Source organism: Enterobacter sp. PL_is514, assembly GCF_055816715.1.
Genome location: NZ_JBVPGN010000031.1, coordinates 44,926 through 71,208, shown reverse-complemented (window position 1 = coordinate 71,208; position 26,283 = coordinate 44,926). Strand labels below are relative to the sequence as shown.

General features: G+C 54.9%; 25 protein-coding genes. 19 read left to right on the top strand and 6 right to left on the bottom strand.

Translation table 11 applies throughout. The annotated features are described in order from the left end of the window. Positions 1-90: 90 nt before the first annotated feature. Positions 91-2,511, bottom strand: coding sequence for a glycerol-3-phosphate 1-O-acyltransferase PlsB (plsB, locus tag AC0TNG_RS11315; RefSeq protein ID WP_024906708.1), 2,421 nt, complete (start codon positions 2,509-2,511; stop codon positions 91-93). Between the two features lie 154 nt (positions 2,512-2,665). On the opposite strand from plsB, the gene AC0TNG_RS11310 reads away from it, so the two are divergent. The 4 genes from AC0TNG_RS11310 to AC0TNG_RS11295 all read left to right on the top strand — a co-directional run bounded on the left by AC0TNG_RS11310 (position 2,666) and on the right by AC0TNG_RS11295 (position 5,483). Then, positions 2,666-3,034, top strand: a complete 369-nt coding sequence (locus AC0TNG_RS11310) for a diacylglycerol kinase (RefSeq protein WP_024906709.1) — start codon at positions 2,666-2,668, stop codon at positions 3,032-3,034. A 108-nt stretch (positions 3,035-3,142) separates the two neighbouring features. Further along, positions 3,143-3,751: a transcriptional repressor LexA gene (gene lexA / locus AC0TNG_RS11305; protein ID WP_024906710.1), complete on the top strand. Its 609-nt coding sequence runs from the start codon at positions 3,143-3,145 to the stop codon at positions 3,749-3,751. 63 nt (positions 3,752-3,814) lie between these two features. Beyond that, positions 3,815-5,152 (top strand): MATE family efflux transporter DinF, encoded by a 1,338-nt coding sequence (gene dinF / locus AC0TNG_RS11300; RefSeq protein WP_473712496.1) that lies wholly within the window; start codon positions 3,815-3,817, stop codon positions 5,150-5,152. A 121-nt stretch (positions 5,153-5,273) separates the two neighbouring features. Next, positions 5,274-5,483 carry a CsbD family protein gene (locus tag AC0TNG_RS11295; protein WP_024906712.1) on the top strand — a complete coding sequence of 70 codons (210 nt, stop codon included), beginning with the start codon at positions 5,274-5,276 and terminating at the stop codon, positions 5,481-5,483. A 47-nt stretch (positions 5,484-5,530) separates the two neighbouring features. On the opposite strand, the gene zur is transcribed toward AC0TNG_RS11295, so the two are convergent. Beyond that, the gene (gene zur / locus AC0TNG_RS11290; RefSeq protein WP_008503369.1) at positions 5,531-6,043 is read right to left on the bottom strand and encodes a zinc uptake transcriptional repressor Zur; all 513 of its coding nucleotides are present in this window, start codon (positions 6,041-6,043) and stop codon (positions 5,531-5,533) included. 115 nt (positions 6,044-6,158) lie between these two features. Here zur and AC0TNG_RS11285 point away from each other — a divergent pair, with 115 nt between their 5' ends. The 4 genes from AC0TNG_RS11285 to pspG all read left to right on the top strand — a co-directional run bounded on the left by AC0TNG_RS11285 (position 6,159) and on the right by pspG (position 9,587). Next, complete coding sequence (locus AC0TNG_RS11285) at positions 6,159-6,647, top strand: cupin domain-containing protein (RefSeq protein WP_024906713.1); 489 nt, start codon at positions 6,159-6,161, stop codon at positions 6,645-6,647. Positions 6,648-6,819: 172 nt separating this feature from the next. Then, on the top strand, positions 6,820-8,130 hold the full coding sequence (locus AC0TNG_RS11280) for a conjugal transfer protein TraF (RefSeq protein WP_024906714.1): 1,311 nt from the start codon (positions 6,820-6,822) through the stop codon (positions 8,128-8,130). An 82-nt stretch (positions 8,131-8,212) separates the two neighbouring features. After that, a complete protein-coding gene (dusA, locus tag AC0TNG_RS11275; protein ID WP_473712495.1) occupies positions 8,213-9,208 on the top strand; it encodes a tRNA dihydrouridine(20/20a) synthase DusA in 996 nt (331 codons plus the stop codon). Between the two features lie 136 nt (positions 9,209-9,344). Continuing rightward, positions 9,345-9,587, top strand: a complete 243-nt coding sequence (pspG, locus tag AC0TNG_RS11270) for an envelope stress response protein PspG (protein WP_023310044.1) — start codon at positions 9,345-9,347, stop codon at positions 9,585-9,587. Positions 9,588-9,771: 184 nt separating this feature from the next. Here the strand turns inward: pspG and AC0TNG_RS11265 are convergent, their stop codons facing one another. Then, complete coding sequence (locus AC0TNG_RS11265) at positions 9,772-10,755, bottom strand: quinone oxidoreductase (RefSeq protein ID WP_090420764.1); 984 nt, start codon at positions 10,753-10,755, stop codon at positions 9,772-9,774. Positions 10,756-10,821: 66 nt separating this feature from the next. Between AC0TNG_RS11265 and dnaB the strand changes: the two genes are divergently transcribed. The 6 genes from dnaB to AC0TNG_RS11235 all read left to right on the top strand — a co-directional run bounded on the left by dnaB (position 10,822) and on the right by AC0TNG_RS11235 (position 16,459). Then, positions 10,822-12,234 (top strand): replicative DNA helicase, encoded by a 1,413-nt coding sequence (gene dnaB / locus AC0TNG_RS11260; protein ID WP_023310046.1) that lies wholly within the window; start codon positions 10,822-10,824, stop codon positions 12,232-12,234. Positions 12,235-12,250: 16 nt separating this feature from the next. Then, positions 12,251-13,330: an alanine racemase gene (gene alr, locus AC0TNG_RS11255; RefSeq protein WP_267217715.1), complete on the top strand. Its 1,080-nt coding sequence runs from the start codon at positions 12,251-12,253 to the stop codon at positions 13,328-13,330. 119 nt (positions 13,331-13,449) lie between these two features. Next, entirely contained in the window at positions 13,450-14,643 is a 1,194-nt protein-coding gene (tyrB, locus tag AC0TNG_RS11250) for an aromatic amino acid transaminase (RefSeq protein WP_024906719.1), read from the top strand. 216 nt (positions 14,644-14,859) lie between these two features. Further along, a complete protein-coding gene (gene aphA / locus AC0TNG_RS11245) occupies positions 14,860-15,573 on the top strand; it encodes an acid phosphatase AphA (RefSeq protein WP_024906720.1) in 714 nt (237 codons plus the stop codon). A 113-nt stretch (positions 15,574-15,686) separates the two neighbouring features. After that, positions 15,687-16,103, top strand: a complete 417-nt coding sequence (locus AC0TNG_RS11240; RefSeq protein WP_024906721.1) for a secondary thiamine-phosphate synthase enzyme YjbQ — start codon at positions 15,687-15,689, stop codon at positions 16,101-16,103. A gap of 2 nt (positions 16,104-16,105) precedes the next feature. Then, positions 16,106-16,459: an MmcQ/YjbR family DNA-binding protein gene (locus AC0TNG_RS11235; protein WP_023310053.1), complete on the top strand. Its 354-nt coding sequence runs from the start codon at positions 16,106-16,108 to the stop codon at positions 16,457-16,459. A 3-nt stretch (positions 16,460-16,462) separates the two neighbouring features. On the opposite strand, the gene uvrA is transcribed toward AC0TNG_RS11235, so the two are convergent. After that, a complete protein-coding gene (uvrA, locus tag AC0TNG_RS11230; RefSeq protein ID WP_024906722.1) occupies positions 16,463-19,285 on the bottom strand; it encodes an excinuclease ABC subunit UvrA in 2,823 nt (940 codons plus the stop codon). Positions 19,286-19,536: 251 nt separating this feature from the next. Between uvrA and ssb1 the strand changes: the two genes are divergently transcribed. Then, complete coding sequence (ssb1, locus tag AC0TNG_RS11225; protein ID WP_023310055.1) at positions 19,537-20,067, top strand: single-stranded DNA-binding protein SSB1; 531 nt, start codon at positions 19,537-19,539, stop codon at positions 20,065-20,067. Between the two features lie 60 nt (positions 20,068-20,127). Here the strand turns inward: ssb1 and AC0TNG_RS11220 are convergent, their stop codons facing one another. Then, positions 20,128-20,409, bottom strand: coding sequence for a YjcB family protein (locus AC0TNG_RS11220; RefSeq protein WP_008503385.1), 282 nt, complete (start codon positions 20,407-20,409; stop codon positions 20,128-20,130). Between the two features lie 491 nt (positions 20,410-20,900). On the opposite strand from AC0TNG_RS11220, the gene AC0TNG_RS11215 reads away from it, so the two are divergent. Continuing rightward, positions 20,901-22,304 (top strand): diguanylate cyclase, encoded by a 1,404-nt coding sequence (locus AC0TNG_RS11215; protein ID WP_473712494.1) that lies wholly within the window; start codon positions 20,901-20,903, stop codon positions 22,302-22,304. A gap of 338 nt (positions 22,305-22,642) precedes the next feature. Next, complete coding sequence (locus tag AC0TNG_RS11210) at positions 22,643-24,208, top strand: EAL domain-containing protein (RefSeq protein WP_048989829.1); 1,566 nt, start codon at positions 22,643-22,645, stop codon at positions 24,206-24,208. Positions 24,209-24,214: 6 nt separating this feature from the next. On the opposite strand, the gene soxS is transcribed toward AC0TNG_RS11210, so the two are convergent. Continuing rightward, positions 24,215-24,541 (bottom strand): superoxide response transcriptional regulator SoxS, encoded by a 327-nt coding sequence (gene soxS / locus AC0TNG_RS11205; protein ID WP_008503387.1) that lies wholly within the window; start codon positions 24,539-24,541, stop codon positions 24,215-24,217. Between the two features lie 98 nt (positions 24,542-24,639). Between soxS and soxR the strand changes: the two genes are divergently transcribed. After that, the gene (gene soxR, locus AC0TNG_RS11200) at positions 24,640-25,098 is read left to right on the top strand and encodes a redox-sensitive transcriptional activator SoxR (RefSeq protein ID WP_008503388.1); all 459 of its coding nucleotides are present in this window, start codon (positions 24,640-24,642) and stop codon (positions 25,096-25,098) included. Positions 25,099-25,386: 288 nt separating this feature from the next. Then, on the top strand, positions 25,387-26,058 hold the full coding sequence (locus AC0TNG_RS11195; RefSeq protein WP_024906726.1) for a glutathione S-transferase family protein: 672 nt from the start codon (positions 25,387-25,389) through the stop codon (positions 26,056-26,058). Positions 26,059-26,283: the final 225 nt, after the last annotated feature.

The following is a 26,283-nucleotide window of genomic DNA, read 5'->3' as shown; positions in this document are numbered from 1 at the left end:
CAAGTCTAAAAATAAGGCCCGGTAGCGTCAGCGCTTACCGGGCCTTTTTATTATCCAGGGCGTCAGGCCGGGCCATAACCCGGCATTGCGTTACTCGCCCTGCGTGGCGCTCTCAATCGTCAAACGCACGTCCGAGGTAATCAGCTCTGCCAGCATCTGGTATACCTTCAGCGTCTCTTCCGGCTCGGCATCACCCGTATCGCTGATGAAGCCTTCATCGCGCAGCGTCAGGACCAGGGAACTGAAGACCGCTTTGTCGAAGAATTCAGGAGCGTTAATGCCGTGCAGAACGGACAGGCGCTGGGCCAGCGTCCGGCTCTCTTTCTCCAGCGTACCGCGGTTGATAGACGGGTTCGCACTCAGCAGCCAGAACGTAATGGCGTAGCGCTGCAGCGTTTCGCGCGCACCGGCCGCCAGCAGCTGCAGGGTGCGGGAGCGTGACGGGTTGATGTGCAGCTCGTCGTTCGTGACGGTGATCAGCCCCTGACGACGCAGCTCTTCCGTCAGTTTATCCAGCTCGCCCGCCAGCTCATCCTTGCTCCAGCGCAGGAACAGCTCCGCTTTCAGCATCGGATAGAGCGTCTCAACGTGACGCAAGAGTTCCTGACGCGAAATACGGCGATGCTGGGTGATGATAGCCGCCATGAGCGACGGCAGCATCAGCATATGGGTGATGTTGTTGCGGTAGTAGGTCATCAGCACTGCCTGCTCGCGCGGCAGAATGATGATGTCGCCGATCGTGTCCTTTTCGACTTCAAACTTGTTCATCTGCAGCGCGTGATCGATAAGCTCACTAGCGGTCGCAGAAGGCACGGTTGAATCAACGGAATACGGCACGTTGCGCATCATGTCCAGGTAGCAATCCAGCTGCTCCGTGAGCTGTTCACGGGTCAGCGAGCGCTGACGCGAAGCCAGAAGTGCCGTACAGCACAGGTTCATGGCGTTAGCCGCACCGGCGTTGTTAATGCGCACCATCAGCTCGGACGCGATGCCGTTGACCGTTGGCGTCAGCCAGGCCGGACGAATCGCTTCGATAGGATCGATGGATTCGCGCCACTCGGGAACGTGATGGTTCAGGTACGTCATCAACGGCATTGGTTCGCCAAAGTTCACGTAGCCCTGACCGAGATTGCGCAGCTTGCTCAGGCCGCGCAGCATCTGCGGCAGGCTCTCTTTCTCTTTGGTCGCACCGCGCAGCTCTTTGGCGTACGTGCCCACTTCCATCACGTGCTCGTAGCCAATGTAGATTGGCACCAGCGTGATGGGACGGGTTCCTCCGCGCAGCATCGCCTGAATGGTCATCGACAGCGTGCCGGTCTTAGGATCGAGAAGACGTCCGGTACGGGAACGACCGCCCTCCACGAAGTACTCCACGGAATAGCCGCGGCTGAACAGCTCGCCCAGATACTCGCGGAACACGGTGGAGTAGAGCTTGTTGCCCTTGAAGGTACGACGGATAAAGAATGCGCCCAGGCGACGGAAAATCGGACCTGCTGGCCAGAAATTCAGGTTGATACCGGCTGCAATGTGCGGTGGTACCAGCCCCTGATGATAGAGCACGTAGGAAAGAAGCAGGTAGTCCATATGGCTGCGGTGGCAGGGAACATAGACAATCTCATGGCCATCATGCGCCAGCTGACGTACACGCTCGGCGTTATGAACGTTGATGCCCTGGTAGAGACGGTTCCAGGTAAAGCCGAGAATACGATCGGACAGGCGAATCATCTCATAAGAGAAGTTCGCTGCAATCTCTTCCATCAGCGCAATGGCGTTCTGCTGGGCTTTCTCATGCGATATTTTCTTGCTGCGCGCTTCGTCTTCAACGGCGCGGGCAATCGCTTTGGAGGCCAACAGCTTGTTGAACAGATCCTGACGCGCCGGGAGACGCGGCCCAACGGCAGCAAGGCGCTGACGGGCGAAGTGCATACGCGCCACGCGCGCCAGTTTTTGCGCGATGATCTTGTCGGTGCCGTGCTCGTCCGCCATTCGACGCAGCGAAACGGAAGGGGAGAAACGCACAAAGCTGTCGCGTCCCAGCCAGGAGACCGCGAAGAACTTCTGGATGCCGTTAAGCATGCGCAGCGGCGGGTTCTCTTCACCTTTTTCACGGCCCGGACGACGACCAAACATCACCGATACCGGCACCATCTGCACATCCAGATCGGGGTTGCTGCGGTGCAGGTCGAGATAGTCATGGAACAGCTTGATGGACTCTTCTTTTGGCGTGTAGTAGGTAAACACGCGCGGTCCACCGTGAATGAACACGTAGCGCGGCAGCAGCGTACCGTCAACTTCAAGCGGTTCAAGCGGGTCAGGTAAGTCATGCGCCAGACACTGGGCGCGAAGCGTCAGTAAGTCTGCCTTCGAGTTATAAGGCAAAACGTACATAATAGGACGTGACGTATCGAGTCCCAATTCCAGCGCGGGTTCTGCTGGGATAGACTTGCTTTTTACCAGGATGCTTAATGGTAAATTAAGTAATTTGTAGTAAATTCGTGGCCAGCCGGACATAAACGATGTAAAGCCTCTGGTTAATAATGCAATTGCGGCGCAAGGATAACAGAAAGCGCGCAAAATTTCTGTTGTTACCCGTCATACTTCAGGCTGTAGCGAAACGCGCTACAGTTCCTGTTACTGACGCTTTTTTTCATAAAAGGTTCTTTTAATGGCCAATAATACCACTGGGTTAACGCGTATCATCAAAGCCGCCGGCTATTCATGGAAAGGTTTCCGTGCCGCGTGGATCAACGAAGCCGCCTTTCGCCAGGAGGGCATCGCCGCTATCATCGCGGTGATCGTCGCCTGTTTCCTTGATGTTGATGCGATTACCCGCGTACTTCTTATCGGTTCCGTGCTTCTGGTGATGATAGTGGAAATTCTTAATAGCGCTATTGAGGCCGTGGTTGATCGCATTGGTTCAGATTTCCATGAACTTTCTGGCCGTGCAAAAGACATGGGCTCTGCTGCCGTGTTGCTGGCGATTATCACTGCCGCTATCACCTGGGTCACGCTGCTTTGGTCACATTTCCGATGAGCCTCGAGGAATAATTAAGTCCCTGGTTTTTTGTGCAGTTTTTGGTTCCAAAATCGCCTTTGACTGTATATACTCACAGCATAACTGTATATACACCCAGGGGGCGGAATGAAAGCGTTAACGACCAGGCAGCAAGAGGTGTTTGATCTCATCCGGGATCATATCGGCCAGACGGGTATGCCACCCACGCGTGCGGAAATCGCGCAGCGTCTGGGCTTCCGTTCTCCGAATGCTGCCGAAGAACACCTGAAAGCGCTGGCGCGTAAGGGCGTGATTGAGATTGTTTCGGGCGCGTCACGGGGTATCCGCCTGCTGGTGGAAGAAGAGACGGGCATTCCGCTGGTGGGGCGTGTTGCTGCCGGTGAGCCTTTACTGGCACAGCAGCATATTGAAGGCCATTACCAGGTCGATCCAGCCATGTTCAAACCGAGCGCTGATTTCCTGCTGCGCGTCAGCGGTATGTCGATGAAAGACATCGGTATTCTTGACGGCGATCTGCTTGCGGTGCATAAAACACAGGATGTGCGTAACGGCCAGGTAGTCGTCGCGCGCATTGATGATGAAGTCACCGTCAAACGTCTGAAAAAACAGGGGAACACCGTTCAGCTACTGCCTGAAAACAACGAGTTCTCCCCGATTGTGGTCGATCTTCGCGAACACAACTTCTCTATCGAAGGGCTGGCGGTTGGGGTCATTCGCAACGGCGAATGGCTGTAACCTCTTCCTGACAGGCTATGGCGCCGCTGTAGCCTGCTTCATTCTCCACACCCGGTATTTTTCATGTCACTGCTGACGGCATCCGATAAGGCATTGTGGCGTCTTGCTCTGCCGATGATCTTCTCCAATATTACCGTTCCCTTGCTGGGTCTGGTCGATACGGCCGTTATTGGCCATCTTGATTCGCCTGTTTATCTTGGCGGCGTGGCGATTGGCGCGACGGCAACCAGCTTCCTGTTTATGCTGCTGCTCTTTTTGCGTATGAGCACCACCGGGCTCACGGCACAGGCTTATGGTGCAAAAGATCCGCTGCGTCTGGCGCGCGCGCTGGTCCAGCCGCTGATCCTCGCGCTTGGCGCGGGGGCGTTAATCGTTTTATTGCGTGCGCCCCTGATCGACCTTGCGCTTCATGTTGTTGGCGGCAGCGAGGCGGTATTAGAGCAGGCGCGACGTTTCCTTGAAATCCGCTGGCTCAGCGCGCCCGCGTCACTGGCTAACCTGGTTCTGCTGGGGTGGCTATTGGGCGTGCAGTACGCCCGTGCACCCGTGATTTTGCTGGTGGTGGGTAACCTGCTCAATATCGTTTTGGATGTCTGGCTGGTCATGGGTCTGCATATGAACGTGCAGGGCGCGGCGCTGGCGACGGCGATTGCCGAGTACGGAACTTTTATTATTGGCCTGTGGATGGTCTGGCGCGTGCTGGCGATGCGCGGCATCTCCCTGGCGCTGCTCAAAACCGCATGGCGCGGCAATATCCGTAAGCTGCTGGCGCTTAACCGAGACATCATGCTGCGCTCGCTTCTTCTTCAGCTCTGCTTCGGGGCGCTGACGGTTTTCGGGGCTCGACTGGGGCCAGAAATCGTTGCGGTCAACGCAGTATTGATGACGCTACTGACCTTTACCGCCTACGCGCTGGACGGTTTTGCCTATGCGGTAGAAGCGCATTCCGGGCAGGCGTACGGTGCGCGCGAAAGCGGGCAGCTTCGGGACGTCTGGCGGGCAGCCTGCCGCCAGTCGGGACTGGTGGCGCTGGCGTTCGGTCTGGTTTACGCCTTCTTTGGTGAGCAGATCGTTGCATTGCTGACGTCTATCCCTGCGCTGCGCGAGCTGGCGAGTCACTATCTCATCTGGCAAGTCGTCTTACCGGTGGTCGGCGTCTGGTGTTATCTGCTGGACGGCATGTTTATTGGTGCGACGCGCGGAGCGGAAATGCGTAACAGTATGGCGGTTGCAGCGGCCGGGTTTGGTCTGACGCTGCTGACGCTCCCCTGGCTGGGTAATCACGGTTTGTGGCTGGCCCTGGCCGTTTTCCTCTCGCTGCGAGGGTTGTCGCTGGCGTTTATCTGGCACCGCCACTGGCAAAACAATACCTGGTTCTCTTCACGTCACGATATATCGTGACGGTTAAAGATTCCGAATATGAAACCAACTGCCGAATCCTTAACTACAATAATTATCACGTCCAGCAGAAAAGAACGTAACGGACGTTACGACCCGACGCTTAACTTAAGAGGACACGATGATGAATAAAGACGAAATCGGCGGCAACTGGAAGCAGTTCAAAGGTAAAGCGAAAGAAAAGTGGGGTAAGCTGACGGATGACGATATGACCGTCATTGAAGGTAAACGCGATCAGCTTGTCGGTAAAATTCAGGAACGTTACGGCTACGCGAAAGATCAGGCGGAAAACGAAGTCAAAGACTGGGAAACCCGTAACGACTACCGCTGGTAACGTTGAATAACCCACAGGGCGGCTCTAAGCCGCCTTTTCTTTTGCCGTTAACGCGGCTTTTTCTTCACAAGAATTGAGTGGTCGTGCTGGCACGCGTCCTGATGACGACAGGCTTCCACCTCCACGCACGCGGAACAGAGCCCGTGCGCCTCAATCACGTTATGACGCAGGGCAAACCCCATTTTCGCTGCCAGCGTATGCATAATGTCTTCCACGCCTTCCGCAGCCTCTTCTTTCACCACGCCGCAGCGGTCACAGATAAACATCGCCGATGTGTGGGTGGGCTGATCGAACAGATGGCACAGCACATAGCTGTTGGTGGATTCCACCTTGTGCACGAACCCTTGTTCAAGCAGGAAATCCAGGGCGCGATAAACCGTTGGCGGCTTTGCCTGCGGCTCGCTTTCGCGGAGAAGATCGAGCAGATCGTAGGCGCTGATGGCACCCTGCTGCAGGCTCATCAGACGTAATACTTCAAGGCGCTGCGGAGTCAGGCGCACATTGCGTTGCGCGCACAGCTTTTCGGCCTGCGCTAACAGCTCTTTTGTGGACTTATCCATGTAGCACCCCGGATGTTATAGGACGGAAAACCCCCACTTTATCATGTTCTGGTAAAAACACCGAGATCCGCCAGTCTGTGCTATACCTGACCCATTACAAACCGGGAAATAAACAATGAAAAAACCTGACTGTATTCGGCACTGGCGCGACGTAGAAGGTGCGGATGATTCGACCTATCCAGATAGCGATGAGCTTTTTTCTATCGGCGCCCCGTTGGCTCGTAAGCTTGGGCTCAGGCGCATTGGTATCCATCATGAGCGTTTGCCGCCCGGGCGCAGAACGTCCTATCCGCATGCGGAAAGCGATGAAGAAGAGTTCATTTATGTGCTCGAAGGTTATCCAGAAGCGTGGATAAATGGCTATTTATGGAAACTTGAACCTGGCGACAGCGTGGGATTTCCTGCCGGAACCGGTATCTGCCACACCTTTATCAACAACACGGAGGAAGAGGTGCGGTTGCTGGTCGTAGGCGAGGCCAACAAGAAGCACAATCGCATCTACTATCCGCTCAACCCCGTGTATGCCGCTACCCGTGAGGATCGCTGGGTAGACCACCCACCCCAGTTTTTTGGACCGCATGATGGAAAACCTGGGAAAAAATAATTTCCTCATCTATAAATATTGAGGGCCGTCACAAAATATAACAGGCCGTAAGGGAGTTTTACTTAGGGACAGAAATAGCGGGTCTTTTACTACTTATTCACAGCAATAGTTCGTTCCTGTTTGGGTGATAACAGACAGGGGTTATTTCATAACAGACTATAACGGGCATACTGTGAAAAAAAATTTTAAATTTTCGGTGGTTAGCATTGCTGTCTCCTTGTTTATGGCAAATCAGGCGGGAGCAGCCAATACCTGGACAGAATCACGGAGTGACGCCATGGGCGGGACGGGCGTTGCCTCCGGGAGCTATGGCAGTGGGGCGTTAATTAACCCGGCGCTGCTGGCAAAGGCAAAACCAGACGATGATGTGACGGTCATCTTGCCAGCCGTTGGGGTGCAGGTGACGGATGAAGACAATCTTCAGGACGAGATTGATACCATCAACGACAAAATTAATCACTACAAGGATGTGGTTGATGACCTCACGCCAAGGGAGATTATCACTAATCCGTTAGGTTCCATTAATCAATTCCAGGGCGCGGCCAAAGATCTCGCCGATGAGCTGGACTATCTCAAAGGCAAAACCGCACGCGCGACGGCAGGAGCAGGGCTTGCGGTGAGTATCCCTAACGATGTGCTTTCCGTGGCCTTTATGGCGAAAGGCTATGCTCATGGCCGGGTTAGCTCGTCTATCGATCAGCAAGATATTGATTATCTGCGCGGTATTCAAAGAAGCAAAGTGGTGGCTGCCGGTGTTGCCCTGGACGCTGCGCTGAACGGCACGGATCAGATCACTAAAAACCTCAACTCAACAGCGTCTGGCCGGGCGGCGATTGTGTCTGACTACGGCGTTGCCGTTGCCCGTCAGTTTGACCTCGGCGGCGTCCCGGTTTCCGTAGGCGTGACGCCAAAACTGCAAAAAACCTGGGTCTATAACTACACCACCTCAATCTACGATTACGACAGTAACAAGTGGAACGACAGCCGCTACCGCACAGACGATACGGGCTTTAACGTCGATGCCGGTATTGCGGCTGATTTCGGCGAGAACTGGACGGTCGGCGTGAGCGGCCAAAACCTGATGTCGCGCGATATCGACACCAAAGATATCCGTATCCGCAACGGGCGGACGGGAGAAGTGGTTAGCTATAAAGATACCTACCAGATCCGTCCGCTGGTGACCGCCGGAGCCGCCTGGCACAACGATCTGGTGACGCTGACCGCCGATGGCGATCTGACGGAAACCAAAGGATTTAAGAGCGAAGATACGTCGCAGTATGTTGGCGTGGGTGCCGAGGTGACGCCGCTCAGCTGGCTGGCGGTGCGTGCGGGTTATCGCGCGGACGTGAAGGGTAACGACAGCAATGTCTTTACCGGCGGTGTCGGTTTCGCGCCGTTCAGTACCGTTCATGTCGACCTGATGGGCCTGTACGGTGAAGACGAAACCTGGGGCGCAGGGGCTCAACTGAGCATGACGTTCTAAAGTCCACCGGAGGCGCTGCGCCTCCGGCTTTTCTTTGTGCTATAGTAGCGCCCCTTTTCCACCAGATGCTTAAAACTTCGCCATGTCGTCAGAATCACAGACCGCTTTCCCTGCACACCGTTTCTCCATTGCGCCGATGCTCGACTGGACGGACAGACACTGCCGCTATTTCCTGCGCCAGCTCTCCCGCCATACGCTGCTGTACACCGAAATGGTGACTACGGGCGCAATCATCCACGGGAAGGGCGACTATCTGGCCTATAGCGAAGAAGAGCATCCGGTTGCCCTGCAGCTGGGCGGCAGCGATCCGGCCGCGCTGGCGCAGTGCGCGAAGCTGGCGGAAGCGCGCGGCTACGACGAGATCAACCTGAACGTTGGCTGTCCGTCCGACCGCGTGCAAAACGGCATGTTCGGTGCCTGCCTGATGGGGAATGCCCAGCTGGTGGCGGACTGTATCAAGGCGATGCGTGACGTCGTTTCCATTCCGGTGACGGTCAAAACCCGTATCGGCATTGACGACCAGGACAGCTACGAATTCCTGTGCGACTTCATCAATACGGTCTCCGGAAAGGGCGAATGCGAGACGTTCATCATTCACGCGCGAAAAGCCTGGCTCTCCGGCCTGAGCCCAAAAGAGAACCGTGAGATCCCGCCGCTGGACTATCCGCGCGTGTATCAGCTGAAGCGTGACTTCCCGCACCTGACCATGTCCATTAACGGCGGCATCAAGTCGCTGGAAGAGGTCAAAGTGCACCTTGAACATATGGATGGGGTGATGGTTGGGCGCGAGGCGTATCAGAACCCGGGCATTCTGGCGACGGTCGATCGCGAAATCTTTGGCATCGAAGGCGCAGACACCGATCCGGTTGCCGTCGTGCGTGCGATGTATCCTTACATTGAGCGCGAGCTGAGCAACGGTACGTATCTCGGCCATATCACCCGCCATATGCTTGGGCTGTTCCAGGGCATTCCGGGCGCGCGTCAGTGGCGTCGCTACCTGAGCGAAAACGCACATAAAGCCGGTGCCGATATTGAGGTGCTGGAACATGCGCTGCGCCTGGTGGCAGACAAGCGATAACTTTCGCTAAAAGTTCGTCAAATTCACCACGCCCTGCGAATTCTCGCGGGGCGTTTTGCTTTAATAACAACAGGTTAATACTGGCATGATTCTTGTAATGTTTACTGCATTACTCGGGAACTCGTGGGAGAGCACCATGCTGGAACTACTTTTTGTGATTGGCTTTTTTGTCATGCTGTTAGCGACAGGCGTTTCGCTGCTCGGCATTCTGGCGGCTATCGTGGTGGCGACGGTGGTCATGTTTATTGGCGGACTGTTTGCCCTGACGATCAAACTGCTGCCGTGGCTACTGCTGGCCATCGCGGTCGTGTGGGTGATTCGGGCGATTAAAGCGCCAAAAGTGCCCAGTTATCAGCGCAATAACCGCTTCCGTTACTAAGGTATTGAGGGGTTCGTCACATACTTGTAACTTTTCCGGCGGTATGGCTTAGAACAGAATAGGATTTACTTATCGAATCTGTCACTATGACTGCCGATAACGAATTCATCGAGCTGTACCCTACATACAGCCGAACTAAAAAAAGAAAGGGCTTCCCACGGGAAGCCCAATTTCTTTTTGGGGCTCAGGGAATCAACAAACTCGACCCCTGCGTCGCCCGGCTCTCCAGCACCTCATGCGCGCGCTGCGCATCGGTTAGCGGGTATTTCTGCGCCTCTGCCACATCCACCTTAATGACGCCGCTGGCGATCAGCGAGAACAGCTCGTTGCTGGCTTCCTCAAGTTCTTCCCGGTTGGTGATGTATCCTTGCAGGGAAGGGCGAGTCACATACAGAGAACCTTTCTGGTTCAGGATGCCCAGGTTAACGCCGGTCACCGCGCCTGACGCATTCCCGAAGCTTACCATCAGACCACGGCGCTGCAGGCAGTCCAGCGAGGCTTCCCAGGTGTCTTTCCCTACCGAGTCATACACCACGCGCACTTTTTTGCCGCTGGTGATCTCCTTCAGCCGCTCAACAATACTCTCTTCACGGTAGTTAATCACCTGCCAGGCGCCCGCCTGCAGCGCGCGCTGCGCTTTTTGTGCATTCCCAACGGTGCCGATCAGCTTCGCGCCCAGTGCTTTTGCCCACTGACAGGCGATGAGCCCGACGCCACCCGCTGCGGCATGAAACAGGAACTGCTCGTCGGGTTTAATTTCATAGGTTTTGCGCAGCAGGTAGTAAACGGTTAAACCTTTCAGGAACGAGGCTGCTGCCTGCTCAAAGGAGATGGCGTTAGGCAGCAGGGCGGCTTTATCCGCCGGGACGTTGTGGACGGAGCTGTAAGCGCCCAGCGCAGACTGAGCATATACCACGCGGTCACCCTCTTTAATATGCTTAACCGCGCTGCCCACTTTGATGACGACACCGGCTGCCTCGGTGCCCAGTCCGCTCGGCATCGACGGAGGCGGGTAGAGCCCGCCGCGAATATAGGTGTCGATATAGTTTATGCCGATGGCTTTGTTTTCAACCTGCACTTCGTTTTCGCCAGGCGCGGTGGGGGTGAACTCCACCGCTTTCAGTACGTCTGGCCCACCGTGTTTCTGGAATTCAATGCGCGTTGCCATGCTCCCTCCGTAAGAAAAATATGGTAATCTTTCGACCCACTCTTTATCTCGGTAACTCCATTCACTATGGCAGGAAACAAACCCTTCAACAAACAGACTGAACCTCGCGAGCGTGATTTCCAGGTCGCAGGGTTAAAAGTCCCGCCGCACTCGATTGAAGCGGAACAGTCGGTGTTGGGCGGTTTAATGCTGGATAACGAACGCTGGGACGACGTCGCCGAGCGCGTCGTGGCGGAAGATTTCTACACCCGTCCGCACCGCCACATCTTTACCGAAATGGCGCGTCTGCAGGAGTCGGGCAGCCCGATCGACCTGATTACGCTCGCGGAATCGCTGGAGCGTCTTGGGCAGCTCGACAGCTGCGGCGGATTTGCCTATCTGGCGGAACTGTCAAAAAACACGCCTAGTGCAGCGAACATTAGCGCTTATGCCGATATCGTGCGTGAACGTGCCGTCGTCCGCGAGATGATATCGGTGGCGAACGAGATCGCCGAAGCCGGTTTTGATCCGCAGGGTCGCACCAGCGAAGACCTGCTCGACCTTGCTGAGTCCCGCGTCTTTAAAATCGCCGAAAGCCGCGCCAATAAAGACGAAGGCCCAAAAAACATCGCCGATGTCCTCGACGCCACCGTGGCCCGTATCGAACAGCTGTTCCAGCAGCCGCACGATGGCGTCACCGGCGTGAACACCGGCTATGACGATTTGAACAAGAAAACCGCCGGCCTGCAGCCGTCGGATTTGATTATCGTCGCCGCGCGTCCGTCGATGGGTAAAACCACTTTTGCGATGAACCTCGTCGAAAACGCGGCGATGTTGCAGGATAAACCGGTACTGATCTTCAGTCTTGAGATGCCCTCCGAGCAGATCATGATGCGTTCACTGGCATCGCTGTCGCGCGTGGATCAGACCCGCATCCGTACCGGTCAGCTCGACGATGAGGACTGGGCGCGCATCTCCGGCACCATGGGCATTCTGCTGGAAAAGCGTAACATCTATATCGATGACTCCTCCGGCCTGACGCCGACGGAAGTTCGCTCCCGCGCGCGCCGTATCGCCCGTGAACACGGCGGTATCGGCCTTATCATGATCGACTACCTTCAGCTGATGCGCGTCCCGTCGCTTTCAGACAACCGTACGCTGGAAATTGCCGAAATTTCCCGCTCGCTCAAGGCGTTAGCCAAAGAGCTGCACGTGCCGGTGGTAGCGCTGTCGCAGCTGAACCGCTCCCTGGAACAACGTGCCGACAAGCGCCCAGTCAACTCCGACCTGCGTGAATCCGGCTCCATCGAGCAGGATGCCGACTTAATCATGTTCATCTACCGTGATGAGGTTTATCACGAGAACAGCGACCTGAAAGGGATCGCCGAAATTATTATTGGTAAACAACGTAACGGCCCGATCGGGACGGTGCGTCTGACCTTTAACGGACAGTGGTCGCGTTTCGACAACTATGCCGGTCCTCAATATGATGATGAGTAATTTCTAAGGAATTCAAATGCAAGCGGCAACTGTTGTCATTAACCGCCGCGCTCTGCGACACAACCTGCAACGTCTGCGAGAACTGGCACCCGCCAGCAAGCTCGTTGCAGTCGTGAAAGCGAACGCTTACGGACACGGTCTTCTTGAGACCGCGCGAACGCTCCCCGATGCCGACGCCTTTGGCGTCGCCCGTCTTGAAGAAGCCCTTCGCCTGCGCGCGGGGGGGATTACCCAACCGATTCTGCTCCTCGAAGGCTTTTTCGAAGCCACAGATTTGCCGACCATTGCTGACCAGCATCTGCATACGGCAGTGCACAACGAAGAACAGCTGGCCGCACTTGAAACCGCCGAGCTGAGCGAGCCGGTGACCGTGTGGATGAAGCTCGACACGGGCATGCACCGTCTGGGCGTGCGTCCGGAGAGCGCGGAAGCGTTCTATCAGCGTTTATGCCGGTGCAAAAACGTGCGCCAGCCGGTGAATATCGTCAGCCATTTCGCCCGCGCCGATGAGCCCGAGTGCGGTGCGACCGAGCGGCAGCTGGATATCTTTAATACCTTCTGCGAAGGCAAGCCGGGGATGCGCTCGATTGCGGCATCCGGCGGTATTCTGCTGTGGCCGCAGTCGCATTTCGACTGGGCGCGACCGGGCATCATTCTCTACGGCGTGTCGCCGCTGGAGAACAAACCCTGGGGGCCGGACTTTGGCTTCCAGCCTGTCATGTCGCTGGTCTCTAACCTGATTGCCGTGCGAGACCATAAAGCGGGTGAGCCGGTGGGCTACGGCGGTACCTGGACCAGCGAGCGTGATACCCGTCTTGGCGTGGTGGCGATGGGCTATGGTGACGGCTATCCCCGCGCTGCGCCAACGGGTACGCCGGTTCTGGCCAACGGTCGCGAAGTGAAGATTGTCGGTCGCGTGGCTATGGATATGATTTGTGTTGATCTGGGGCCTGAAGCCCAGGATAAGCCTGGTGACGATGTTGTGATGTGGGGGGAAGGGCTGCCTGTTGAACGCATTGCTGAAATCACGAAAGTAAGTGCTTACGAACTTATCACGCGTCTGACCTCGCGGGTAGCGATGAAGTACATTGATTGAACCGCCAATGGAGTGAGGTTTTTATCCTCGCTCCAACTTTATTAACATCCTCTCGACCTTCTCCCACTTCCGGTTTATTGTTGAAATCCCTGCCTCATCGAATTCCGGAGAATCATCGCGTGTTTCAGAAAGTTGACGCCTATGCCGGCGACCCAATTCTCTCCTTAATGGAGCGTTTCAAAGAAGATCCTCGCAGCGACAAGGTGAACCTTAGCATCGGTTTGTATTACAACCACGAGGGTTTTATTCCTCAGCTGCAGGCCGTTGCCGAAGCCGAAGCGCGTCTGAACGCGGTTCCACACGGCGCGTCGCTCTATCTGCCGATGGAAGGGTTAAATACCTACCGCAGCACCATTGCGCCGCTGCTTTTTGGTGCCGATCACGCGGTGCTCGCGCAAAAACGCGTGGCGACCATCCAGACGCTGGGCGGCTCGGGTGCGCTGAAAGTGGGTGCAGACTTCCTGAAAAAATACTTCCCGGATTCAGGCGTGTGGGTCAGTGACCCGACGTGGGAAAACCACGTTGCGATCTTCGAGGGCGCAGGCTTCAAAGTGGCGACCTATCCATGGTTTGACAGCGAAACTAACGGCGTGCGCGTTGAAGCGCTGCTGGAAAAACTGAACACCCTGCCGGAGCGCAGCATTGTGCTGCTGCATCCGTGCTGCCATAACCCGACCGGTGCGGATCTCACCAATGCCCAGTGGGATGCGGTGATCGAGGTACTGAAGGCGCGTAACCTGATCCCATTCCTCGATATTGCCTACCAGGGCTTTGGCGCGGGTATGGAAGAAGACGCCTATGCCATCCGCGCCGCTGCCAGCGCCGGGCTGCCTGTTCTGGTGAGTAACTCCTTCTCTAAAATCTTCTCCCTGTACGGTGAACGCGTTGGCGGTCTGTCCGTGGTGTGTGAAGACGCCGAAGCGGCAGGTCGCGTGCTCGGCCAGCTTAAGGCGACGGTGCGTCGCATTTACTCCAGCCCGCCGAACTTTGGTGCGCAGGTGGTGGCGACGGTTCTCGGTGACGAAAAGCTAAAAGCGTCCTGGCTTGCGGAAGTGGAAGCGATGCGCCAGCGCATTCAGACGATGCGTCAGGAGCTGGTTAACGTCCTGAAAGAGGCCGTGCCGGGACATAACTTCGACTATCTGCTCAAGCAGCGCGGGATGTTCAGCTATACCGGACTGAGTGCGGCCCAGGTCGATCGTCTGCGCGAAGAGTTCGGCGTCTACCTGATTGCCAGCGGCCGTATGTGCGTGGCGGGCCTGAATGCCAGCAACGTTCATCGCGTGGCGCAGGCGTTTGCTGCTGTAATGTAAGTACTTACCAACTCCCCCTCTCCCCGTGGGAGAGGGGCGGGGTGAGGGCATCAGGCCGCACAAAAACGTTGCCCGGCTTTTGTGATCGTCTTCTTTTTATTCCCCTTCATAAGCAAAAACTCCTTCCCTTCACCTCCCGCTGGGGTTATGGTCGGATAGTTTTTTGACCATCCGCTCAAATTAAAACGATAACAAACTGAATATTCAGGGGAAAATATGCGCAAGATCACACTGGCGCTCAGCGCCGCCTGCTTATTGTTCTCGCTTAATAGCGCCGTCGTCGCGCGAGCTTCTGCCCCGACGCCGCTTTATACCGGCACCACCGCCGCCATTCTTGCCGAGCAGGCACCCATTCACTGGGTTTCCGTGGCCCAAATCGAAAACAGCCTAATGGGCCGTGCGCCAATGGCCGTGGGTTTTGACATTGACGATACCGTGCTGTTCTCAAGCCCCGGCTTCTGGCGCGGTAAGAAAACGTATTCACCCGACAGCGAAGCGTATCTGAAGAACCCGGAATTCTGGGAAAAAATGAACAACGGCTGGGACGAATTCAGCATCCCGAAAGAGGTTGCCCGTGCGCTTATTGCCATGCACGTGAAGCGCGGTGACAGCATTTATTTTGTAACCGGCCGCAGTCAAACCAAAACGGAAACCGTCTCTAAAACGCTGCAGGATGATTTCCAGATCCCGGCGACCAGCATGAACCCGGTCATTTTTGCGGGTGACAAAGAGGGGCAAAACACCAAAACCCAGTGGCTGGAAAAGAAAAACATCAAAGTGTTTTATGGCGATTCGGATAACGACATCACCGCCGCACAGGATGTGGGTGCCAGAGGGATCAGGGTGTTACGCGCGTCTAACTCAACCTATCGCCCGCTGCCGATGGCCGGAAAGTTTGGCGAAGAGGTGATCGTCAACTCGGAGTATTGAGCCCCTGGCAGCGAGCTTGACTCTTTTTTAATCAAATCTCGCTGCTGCGGGTTTTACCTTTCGTCTTCTTGCTGCACACTTAGAAAGATTCATCTTTCATCACGGAGCAGCCTATGTGGTACCAACAGACCCTGACCTTAAGCGCGAAGCCACGCGGATTTCACCTGGTGACGGATGAAGTCATCGGGCAACTCCGCGACCTGTCGCGCGTCAGAACGGGTTTGCTGCATCTGCTGCTTCAGCACACGTCCGCCTCTCTGACGCTGAATGAAAATTGCGATCCCACCGTCCGGTCCGACATGGAACACCATTTTCTGAAGAGCGTCCCGGACAACGCGCCTTACGAGCATGACTATGAGGGGGCGGACGATATGCCTTCGCATATTAAATCCTCTTTGCTGGGCGTATCGCTGATGCTGCCGGTCCACAACGGGCGGCTGCTGTTGGGAACGTGGCAGGGGATCTGGCTGGGTGAGCATCGTATTCACGGTGGTTCGCGTAAAATTATCGCCACGCTACAAGGGGAATAAAGATGACAATTTCGGAGATACTTCAGTACTGCATGAGCAAGCCCGGCGCGGAGCAGAGCGTCCACAGCGACTGGAAAGCCACGCAGATTAAGGTAGGTGATGTGCTGTTTGCGATGGTGAAAGAGGTAGAAGGCCGTCCGGCGGCGTCGCTGAAAACCAGCCCTGAACTGGCGGATTTGCTGCGTCAGCAGCATGATGACGTGAGGCCGAGCAAGCACCTCAATAAGGCGCACTGGAGCACCGTCTATCTGGATGGATCGATTCCAGGCTCACAAATTTACTACCTGGTGGACGCCTCCTATCAGCAGGCGGTTGAGCTGCTGCCGGAAACCACCCGACAGCAACTCTCCGTGTGACAACTACAGCAACGGTTTAAGGAAGCGCGCGGTGTGCGAGGCTTCGCACTCTGCAACGGTCTCTGGTGTACCGGAGACAAGAATTTCACCGCCGCCGCTGCCGCCTTCCGGGCCGAGATCGACAATCCAGTCCGCGGTTTTAATCACGTCCAGGTTGTGCTCAATCACCACGATAGTGTTGCCCTGATCGCGCAACTGATGCAGCACCTCGAGCAGTTGCTGGATGTCGGCAAAGTGCAGACCGGTAGTCGGCTCATCAAGTATGTACAGCGTCTGACCGGTGCCGCGTTTTGACAGCTCGCGCGCCAGCTTCACGCGCTGCGCTTCACCGCCGGACAGCGTAGTGGCGGACTGTCCCAGACGAATGTAGGTCAGGCCGACGTCCATCAGCGTCTGCAGCTTACGCGCCAGCGCAGGGACGGCGTCAAAGAACTCGCGCGCCTCTTCGATGGTCATGTCCAGCACTTCGTGGATGGTCTTGCCCTTGTACTTAATCTCCAGCGTTTCGCGGTTATAGCGTTTTCCTTTGCACTGGTCGCACGGCACGTAGATATCCGGCAGGAAGTGCATCTCAACCTTGATCACGCCGTCGCCCTGGCACGCTTCACAGCGACCGCCGCGCACGTTAAAGCTGAAACGTCCTGGCGTATAGCCGCGGGAGCGTGCTTCAGGCACACCGGCAAACAGTTCACGTACGGGCGTGAAGACGCCGGTATAGGTCGCCGGGTTAGAGCGCGGGGTACGGCCAATCGGGCTCTGATCGATATCGATAACCTTATCGAAATGCTCCAGCCCCTGGATGTCGCGGTACGGTGCAGGCTCGGCCAGCGTCGCGCCGTTCAGCGCCGTCTGCGCAATCGGGAACAGCGTATCGTTGATCAGCGTCGATTTACCGGAACCGGACACGCCGGTGATGCAGGTAAACAGGCCAACCGGCAGCGTCAGGGTGACATCTTTCAGGTTGTTGCCGCGCGCGCCGGTCAGCTTCAGCACTTTTTCCGGATCTGCCGCTACGCGCTGTTTTGGCACTTCAATCTTACGCTTGCCGCTCATGTACTGACCGGTCAGTGACTCGGGTACCGCCATAATGTCCTTCAGCGTCCCTTCTGCAACGACCTGACCGCCGTGCACGCCTGCGCCCGGACCAATATCGATCACGTGGTCTGCGGCGCGGATGGCATCTTCGTCGTGCTCCACAACGATCACCGTGTTGCCAAGATTGCGCAGGTGGATCAGGGTACCGAGCAGGCGCTCGTTGTCGCGCTGGTGCAGGCCGATGGACGGCTCGTCCAGTACGTACATCACGCCGACTAAGCCCGCGCCAATCTGGCTGGCCAGACGGATACGCTGAGCCTCACCGCCGGAGAGCGTTTCCGCCGAGCGGGAAAGCGTCAGGTAGTTCAGGCCGACGTTCACCAGGAACTTCAGGCGATCGCCGATCTCTTTCAGCACTTTTTCGGCAATTTTCGCGCGCTGGCCAGAGAGCTTCAGGTTATTGAAGAAGTCCATCGCGTGGCCGATGCTCATGTCTGAGATGGTCGGCAGCGCCGTGTTTTCCACAAACACGTGGCGCGCTTCGCGACGCAGACGCGTGCCCTCGCAGGTGGCGCAGGAGCGGTTGCTGATGAACTTCGCCAGCTCTTCGCGTACCGCGCTGGATTCGGTCTCTTTGTAGCGGCGCTCCATATTGTGCAGCACCCCTTCGAACGGGTGACGACGCACGGAGGTATCACCGCGATCGTTCATGTATTTGAACTCGATGTTCTCTTTGCCGGAACCGAACAGGATCACTTTGTGCACGTTCGGGCTCAGGCTGGCCCACGGCGCTTCAACGTCGAACTTGTAGTGCTCTGCCAGCGATTTCAGCATCTGGAAGTAGTAGAAGTTACGCTTGTCCCAGCCGCGAATGGCCCCGCCCGCCAGCGACAGCTCCGGGTTCTGGATCACGCGGTCCGGGTCGAAATATTGCTGGACGCCCAGGCCGTCACACGTCGGGCACGCGCCCGCCGGGTTGTTAAAGGAGAACAGGCGCGGTTCCAGCTCGCGCATGCTGTAACCGCAAATCGGGCAGGCAAAGTTGGCGGAGAAGAGCAGCTCTTCCGCTTTCGGGTCGTCCATGTCGGAGACCACGGCCGTGCCGCCAGAGAGTTCCAGCGCGGTTTCAAAGGATTCCGCCAGACGCGTGGCGAGATCGTCACGCACCTTGAAGCGGTCAATCACCACTTCGATGGTGTGCTTCTTCTGCAGCTCCAGCTTGGGCGGATCGGACAGGTCGCACACTTCACCGTCGATACGGGCGCGGATATAGCCCTGGCTTGCCAGGTTTTCCAGCGTCTTGGTGTGTTCGCCCTTACGCTCTTTGATGATTGGCGCCAGCAGCATCAGGCGTTTGCCTTCCGGCTGCGACAGCACGTTATCCACCATCTGGCTGACGGTCTGGGCCGCCAGCGGGACGTCGTGGTCCGGGCAGCGCGGCTCACCCACGCGGGCATACAGCAGACGCAGGTAGTCATGAATTTCGGTAATGGTACCGACCGTTGAACGTGGGTTATGCGAGGTGGACTTCTGCTCAATAGAGATAGCAGGGGACAACCCTTCAATATGGTCAACATCCGGTTTTTCCATCAGCGACAGGAACTGACGCGCGTACGCAGAGAGTGATTCAACGTAACGACGCTGTCCTTCGGCATACAGGGTGTCGAAAGCCAGTGAGGATTTGCCAGACCCCGAAAGCCCGGTCACGACAATGAGTTTGTCGCGAGGGATTATGAGGTTGATATTCTTGAGATTGTGGGTGCGGGCGCCCCGAACTTCGATCTTATCCATTCACCTTTCCCGGTTGGAACACGGATTGCCTGATTTGTTTGAAGGACAAACGGCTGTCAGAAACGGCTAATTATGACACAATTTAACCTGTTTGAATATACAGTATTGGAATGCATTTTCTGATTCTCTGTGTAACAATGACACGTTCGCGAGAGATTTCTGAACCGACTACGCAACTATGCAAATTGCCGCGTGGAAATGGTACACTCGCGCGTTTACACTATTAAGAAACGTATTCAGGAGACACGAACATGGCCAGCAGAGGCGTAAACAAGGTGATTCTCGTCGGTAATCTGGGCCAGGACCCGGAAGTACGCTACATGCCGAGTGGTGGCGCAGTTGCCAACATTACGCTGGCTACTTCCGAATCCTGGCGTGATAAAGCGACCGGAGAGATGAAAGAGCAGACCGAATGGCACCGCGTTGTGCTGTTTGGCAAACTGGCCGAAGTGGCCGGTGAGTATCTGCGTAAAGGTTCTCAGGTCTATATCGAAGGCCAGCTGCGCACCCGCAAATGGACCGATCAGTCTGGTGCTGAGAAGTACACCACTGAAGTCGTGGTTAACGTGGGCGGTACCATGCAGATGCTGGGTGGCCGTCAGGGCGGTGGTGCACCGGCAGGTGGTGGTCAGAGCCAGCAGCAGGGCGGTTGGGGTCAGCCTCAGCAGCCGCAGGGCGGCAACCAGTTCAGCGGTGGCGCGCAGTCTCGCCCGCAGCAGCAGTCTGCTCCGGCACCGTCTAACGAACCGCCAATGGATTTCGACGACGACATTCCGTTCTGATCAACGGATGAGAAAACAAAAAACCCAGACATCGTCTGGGTTTTTTTATTGATGAAGGGATCAGGTAATGACCATCGGCCAGTCTGGCGGCGTGTGGCTCATTGCTTCCACCATCACCACTTTAATGTTTTCCCAGACGGCGGCGATATCCAGCAGGGTAATGCCAAGCAGACCCGTTGCAAACCAGCAGGCTGCACCCAGCCCCAGCAGGGTGCTGATGACAGCGAGACCCGCGTAGTCAGATTTACGAAACTGAATGTTCAGCGTGCTGGCCAAAAACATCAGTACCGCACTCAACAAAGGCCAGCGCAGGAGAACCATGCTGGTAGTAATGGTTGCCATAAAACCCATCCTCAACAAAACAGACGAACTGAATGAAACAGATTTTTTCGTTACACTATATGTGTGAACTATATCACGTTTGCTGTTTTATTCGCCAGTCCCGGGGTGATGAAAAACGGGTGATTCATAGTTGCCGAGAATCAGTGGGCGCCTGAGTGAAAATATATCTTTGCTGGCTAAGTTCTCCAGTTCCCGCACTCTTTATAATGAATTCATTGAGATAGCAAAACTGATGCAAAAGGATGCACACTGTACAATGTTTACAGCAATAACCCTATGGCTTATGCTTGAGTGGACAATTAATTTTACTCGCAGCTAACCTTTCAGGTTCTTGAATTTAATTATTTTTTTATTTCTTTGTACGTTTTTAATTACACACAACGTTATTTTTTAATTCGCTACGCTGAGATTCAGCCTGTGCGTTGGTTTGTCGATTTTTCGAATCTGAAGAAAGTTGCGTCCGGTTTATCGCCTGATAATCAGCGAAAAAAATGAAAGAAAACCGACGTGAGATTGTTAATGACAGCATGCAAGCGTTGCATGCGCTGGCTAAGCTGATGCCTCAGCTTCATGCTCAATGTTCTCTGACCGACATGCTGACGACCATCAGTCGCGCGCTGGGCGCTAGTCTTGCCTGGGTAAGCGTTAATGGTGATGATGGGCTACAGCGCGTGGTATGCGCCGGGGAGATGACCTGCCATCCCTTCGAAGTGGCCGATTTCCTGGCGGACACCCTGCTCCAGCGGCATCATCGTTCATGGCGGGTGGTCTACTGGAAAGAGAATATTGGCCGTGCGTTATTTCCTCCTCAGCACCCGGGCTATGCGCAGTTGCATAGCGGTGTCCTGTGCAAACTTTCAACCCATAACTGGCACTGCAGCGGCTATTTCTTTTTAGCGTTTGATGAACGACTCTCTTCTCTGCCAATTCTGAAAAATATCGTCGTGGTGCTGGTCGAAAAATTAAAAGACTATTTCGCGGAAATTATTGCCCGGGAGAAAACTGCCCAGGAAATGCAGCGTGTCGTGACGCAATATAAGACGCTTTTTGAACGCGCCCCGGTTTTAATGAACTCTTTCGACAAATTTAACCGCTGCGTGCTGTGGAATGCCGAATGTGAAAAAGTATTCGGCTGGACGATGGCGGAGATCGCGGAACATGCCGATCCGCTTTCGCTGTTTTATCCTGACCCTGAAGAGCGGCGGCGGGTAAGAGAGTCGGTCAATGTCTCGCCGCTGAAGGATATGTATGAGTGGCATCCGCTACGCAAAGACGGGACCCCGCTGACGGTGCTGTGGTCCAACATTCTGTTGCCGGACAACTCTATCCTCAATATTGGGCTGGATATCACCGAGCGGAAAAAAGCCGAGCAGCAGCTGCAGGTAAAAGCCACTACTGACGATCTCACCGGCTGCTTTAACCGTTCGGCGATTTTGCAGCAGCTTGAGCTTGCGCTGGCGGCCAGTGCCCGGCAGGAGGTTAACAGCCATTTTTGCGTCCTGATGTTTGACCTGGATTTCTTCAAACAGATCAACGATGAGTGGGGGCACCCGGTGGGTGATGCGGCGCTCCTTCACTTTTGTAACGCGATCCGTGAGTTATCACCTTCAGATTCGGCATTAGGACGCGTGGGAGGAGAAGAGTTTTTGCTCTTGCTGGCGCAAACAAACGGCAATGGCGCTGCGCAATTATCCGCCAGGTTGCGCACCTTTCTGCAAACCAACCCGCTGGCCGTGGGGGAGAGAAAAGTGTCGCTGTCATTTAGTGCCGGGGTTGTGGAAGTAAACGGAGGACAGCGGGATACTTCAGTCCTGCTGAGGCGTGCCGATAAAGCATTATATGAGGCTAAGCATTCGGGGCGAGGAAAAACGGTGGTGGCAGCTGATTATTTATAAATCAACGAACAAAATACGCCCGAACAAATAGCATAAAATGCCATGTCGAGGTTATGATTTTTCGCGCTGTTACAAGTTTGGCTTAATCAACAATCGTCTGTTGTGTTATCTTCCCACCGCCCTTGCGGGCTGGATAATTATTTTCCTTAATTGAAACGGAACGAATACTTACAGTTTAGCTTACGGGAAAATATTATCGTCATAACGAAATTTAAGATTTTTAATACGAAAAGTCAGTTGCTAACTTCGCATGATTCATGCAACGTAATCACCTGTTTAACAAAGCATCCGGCCTTCATTACTACAGGCGTACAACATGCAGGGATATAGGGCGGGAAATGAATCGTAGCGCGCGGCGCAAAATGCTCAGGGTGGTAGGGATCATCATGGTAGTTATGCTGCCTGTGATGCTTGCGCTATGGTTTGCCCAGCTACGAGCCGTATCTGAAACAAGCGCCCAGCTACGGACATTTGCTGAACTGGCTTTAGACAAAACAGAACTGGTTATTCAACAGGTTGATCTGGCCCGGGACGAGGCTGAAAAATATCAGGGTGAGCTTTGCACGCCGGGACATCGTCAATATATGCTGAACGTTGTTCGTGGCCGCCTGTTTGTCGCCGATTTAATTTACGCTCAAGGTCAGAATTTTCTTTGTTCGACCGTTTTTACACCGGATCGCCCCTACGCTATTCCTGTCGCTAATTACACGCGTAAACCTGACGTCGCTATCTATTATTATCGCGATACCCCATTTTATACTGGTTATAAAATGACATATATGCAGCGCGGAAATTATGTGGTGGTCGTCAATCCACTTTCATACAGCGAAGTCATGTCTGCGGATCATTCTCTCTCATGGGGAGTGTACGACACGGTAACCAATGCTTTCTTTTCCGTCAGCCAGAAAGCCAATGTTTCTTTATTAAATTCGATGATTCGGGATAAGGAATCGGTATTTCAAAAAGATAACCGCTTTTATACGATCGTAAGTTCCCCCAAAAGACCGATTGCGGCCATTGTATCGACATCGAATAAACGCTTTTATGAAACGCTTTATCACCAGGCGACGTTGACGCTGCCGCTGGGCATGATCTGCAGCATTATTATTTTGCTGGTATGGTCCCGTACACATCGTGAGCTCAATTCGCCGGGGCGCTTACTGCACCGGGCACTGACCAAACGACAGCTTTGCGTGCACTATCAGCCGATTATTGATATCAAGAACAACCGGTGCGTGGGCGCGGAGGCGTTATTACGCTGGCCTGGTTTTAACGGGCAGGTGATGAGTCCGGCGGAGTTTATTCCGCTGGCGGAAAATGAGGGGATGAGCGAGCGGATCACAGACTATGTCGTTGAAGAGGTGTTCAGCGATCTGGGCCATTTCCTGGCCGAGCATCCCCATCTCTATATTTCGATTAACCTGTCGGCCACGGATTTCCACTCCTCGCGGCTGATCGCCATGATTTCCGAGAAGGCTCGCCATTACGCCGTCCGTGCGCAGCAAATCAAAATAGAAGTGACGGAACGCGGTTTTATCGATGTGCCAAAAACCACGCCGGTGATACAGGCTTTCCGTCAGGCGGGTTATGAAGTCGCGATTGATGATTTTGGTACCGGTTACTCGAACCTGCACAACCTCTACTCGCTGAACGTGGATATCCTGAAAATCGATAAATCGTTTATCGATACCTTAACGACCAACAGCACCAGCCACCTGATCGCCGAGCATATTATCGAGATGGCGCAAAGCCTGCGGCTGAAAACCATTGCGGAAGGGGTAGAGACGGCAGAGCAGGTGAGCTGGCTGTTGAAGCGCGGCGTCCAGTTTTGTCAGGGATGGCACTTCGCGAAAGCGATGCCGCCCCAGGAATTTATGACCTGGCAGCAGCAACCTTTGCACTGATATTCATTAATTCAACTGGTGGCGATAGTCGCTCGGCGTGCGGTCAAACTCGCGGCGAAACACGCGGGAAAAGGTTTGTTGCGACACATAGCCAAGATCCATCGCGATATCAAAAATTGGCCGCTGCGTTGAGCGTAGCGCCTGCGCCGCCAGCAGCAGTCTGCGCTGGCGAATGTACTCACCCAGGGTCTGATGCATGACCGTGCGGAACATTCTCTGTAAATACCATTTCGAATAGCCCGACTTCTTAGCGACCACATCGATGTTCAACGGTTGGTCGATATGGTCATCAATCCATTCAATAAGCGTCTGAATAATCTGCTGATGCGACATAAGGTTGCCCCTCTGTAGATACAACTATCTCGGTTAATTCGTCGTTTTCTCTGCGGGGGAGTATAATTCCTCAAGTTAACTTGAGGTAAAGAGGTTTTATGGAAAAGAGATTGCCGCGAATTAAAGCGCTTTTAACCCCCGGCGAAGTGGCAAAGCGAAGCGGCGTTGCCGTGTCGGCGCTCCACTTCTATGAAAGCAAAGGGTTAATCAAGAGTATCCGTAACGGAGGAAACCAGCGCCGCTATACCCGCGATGTGCTCCGCTACGTAGCGATTATCAAAATTGCGCAACGAATCGGAATTCCCCTGGCCACGATCGGCGAGGCCTTTGGGGTGCTGCCGGAAGGGCACACGCTGAGCCCGAAAGAGTGGAAAGAGCTGTCATCCCAGTGGCGCGAAGAGCTGGACAGGCGTATCCATACGCTGGTCGCGCTGCGTGACGAACTGGATGGCTGCATTGGCTGCGGCTGCCTGTCGCGGAGCGATTGTCCGTTGCGTAACCCCGGGGACAAGCTGGGCGAGCAGGGGACGGGGGCACGGTTGCTGGAAGAGGACTGAGATTGCGCGGCAAAAAGCATATAAAGAACTAAAGCGCCACATAAGGGCGCTTTAGTTTTTCCCGGTCTTTGTCTTTCACTCTATCCCGCTGGTTCACGGGAGGGTTTCCCCCGACATCAGCACCCCTCGTGTCGAGCTGGTTGGGGAGGTTCCGGATTGTGCTGACACTTTAATTCTATGCAAGACCCGTTTTTTCGCCAGCCTCGCTGACCGGTTTTTAGCCGAATTTTTTTCGCGGTGTTGTTCGATTTTCTATAGTTAAAAAGTATGAATAACCAGGAGAAAACCATGCTCACGGTACATCACCTAAACCAGTCGCGCTCGCATCGCGTTATCTGGGCGTTGGAAGAACTCGGCCTGCCTTATGAGATCGTTCACTATCAGCGTGAAAAGAACATGCTGGCACCTGAGGCTCTCAAAAAAGTGCATCCGTTGGGCAAATCACCGGTCATCGAAGATAACGGACTGATTCTCGCAGAGTCAGGCGCCATTCTGGAGTATCTGCAGGAAACGTACGATGCCGAGTCGCGGCTTAAGCCTTTAGATCCGGCGCATAAGGTGCAGTACCGCTTCTGGCTGCACTACGCGGAAGGATCCCTGATGCCGCTGCTGTTAATGAAGCTGGTCTTCAACAGCCTCGGCAAGCCGCCGGTGCCGTTTGGTATCAGAACTTTGGGCAAAGCGCTGGGGCAGGGGGTGCAGAAAGCGTACCTCAACCGTCAGCTGGAAACCCATGCGCGCTTTATTGAGTCGCACCTTGCCAAAAACAGCTGGTTTGCCGGGGATGCGCTCAGCATGGCCGATATTCAGATGAGCTTTCCGATCTTTGCCCTGCTGGCGCGCGGCGGTATCGCTAATCTGCCGCATATTCAGGCCTGGAAGACAAAAGTTGAGAGCAGCCCTGGCTGGCAAAGAACGCTGGAGCAAGGGGGGCCGTTATCTATCCCGGGCGAGGACTGAAATGTAAACAAATTGCGCATAGACGATAACGTTTGCGCATCCTCTGTTTATTTCTTCAGCATCATAAGTGAATTTTAGCGAAAAACGATAAAGTTCAGTTGAAAAGGGCGGGGATTACGCTAGATAATCGTTTGCCTTAATTTGACCACCCGTTTGTAAGCGCGGAGCTAAACGTTTGCTTTTTTTGTGACGCCCTTTCGTCGCAAACGCAACACAAGGATTTGA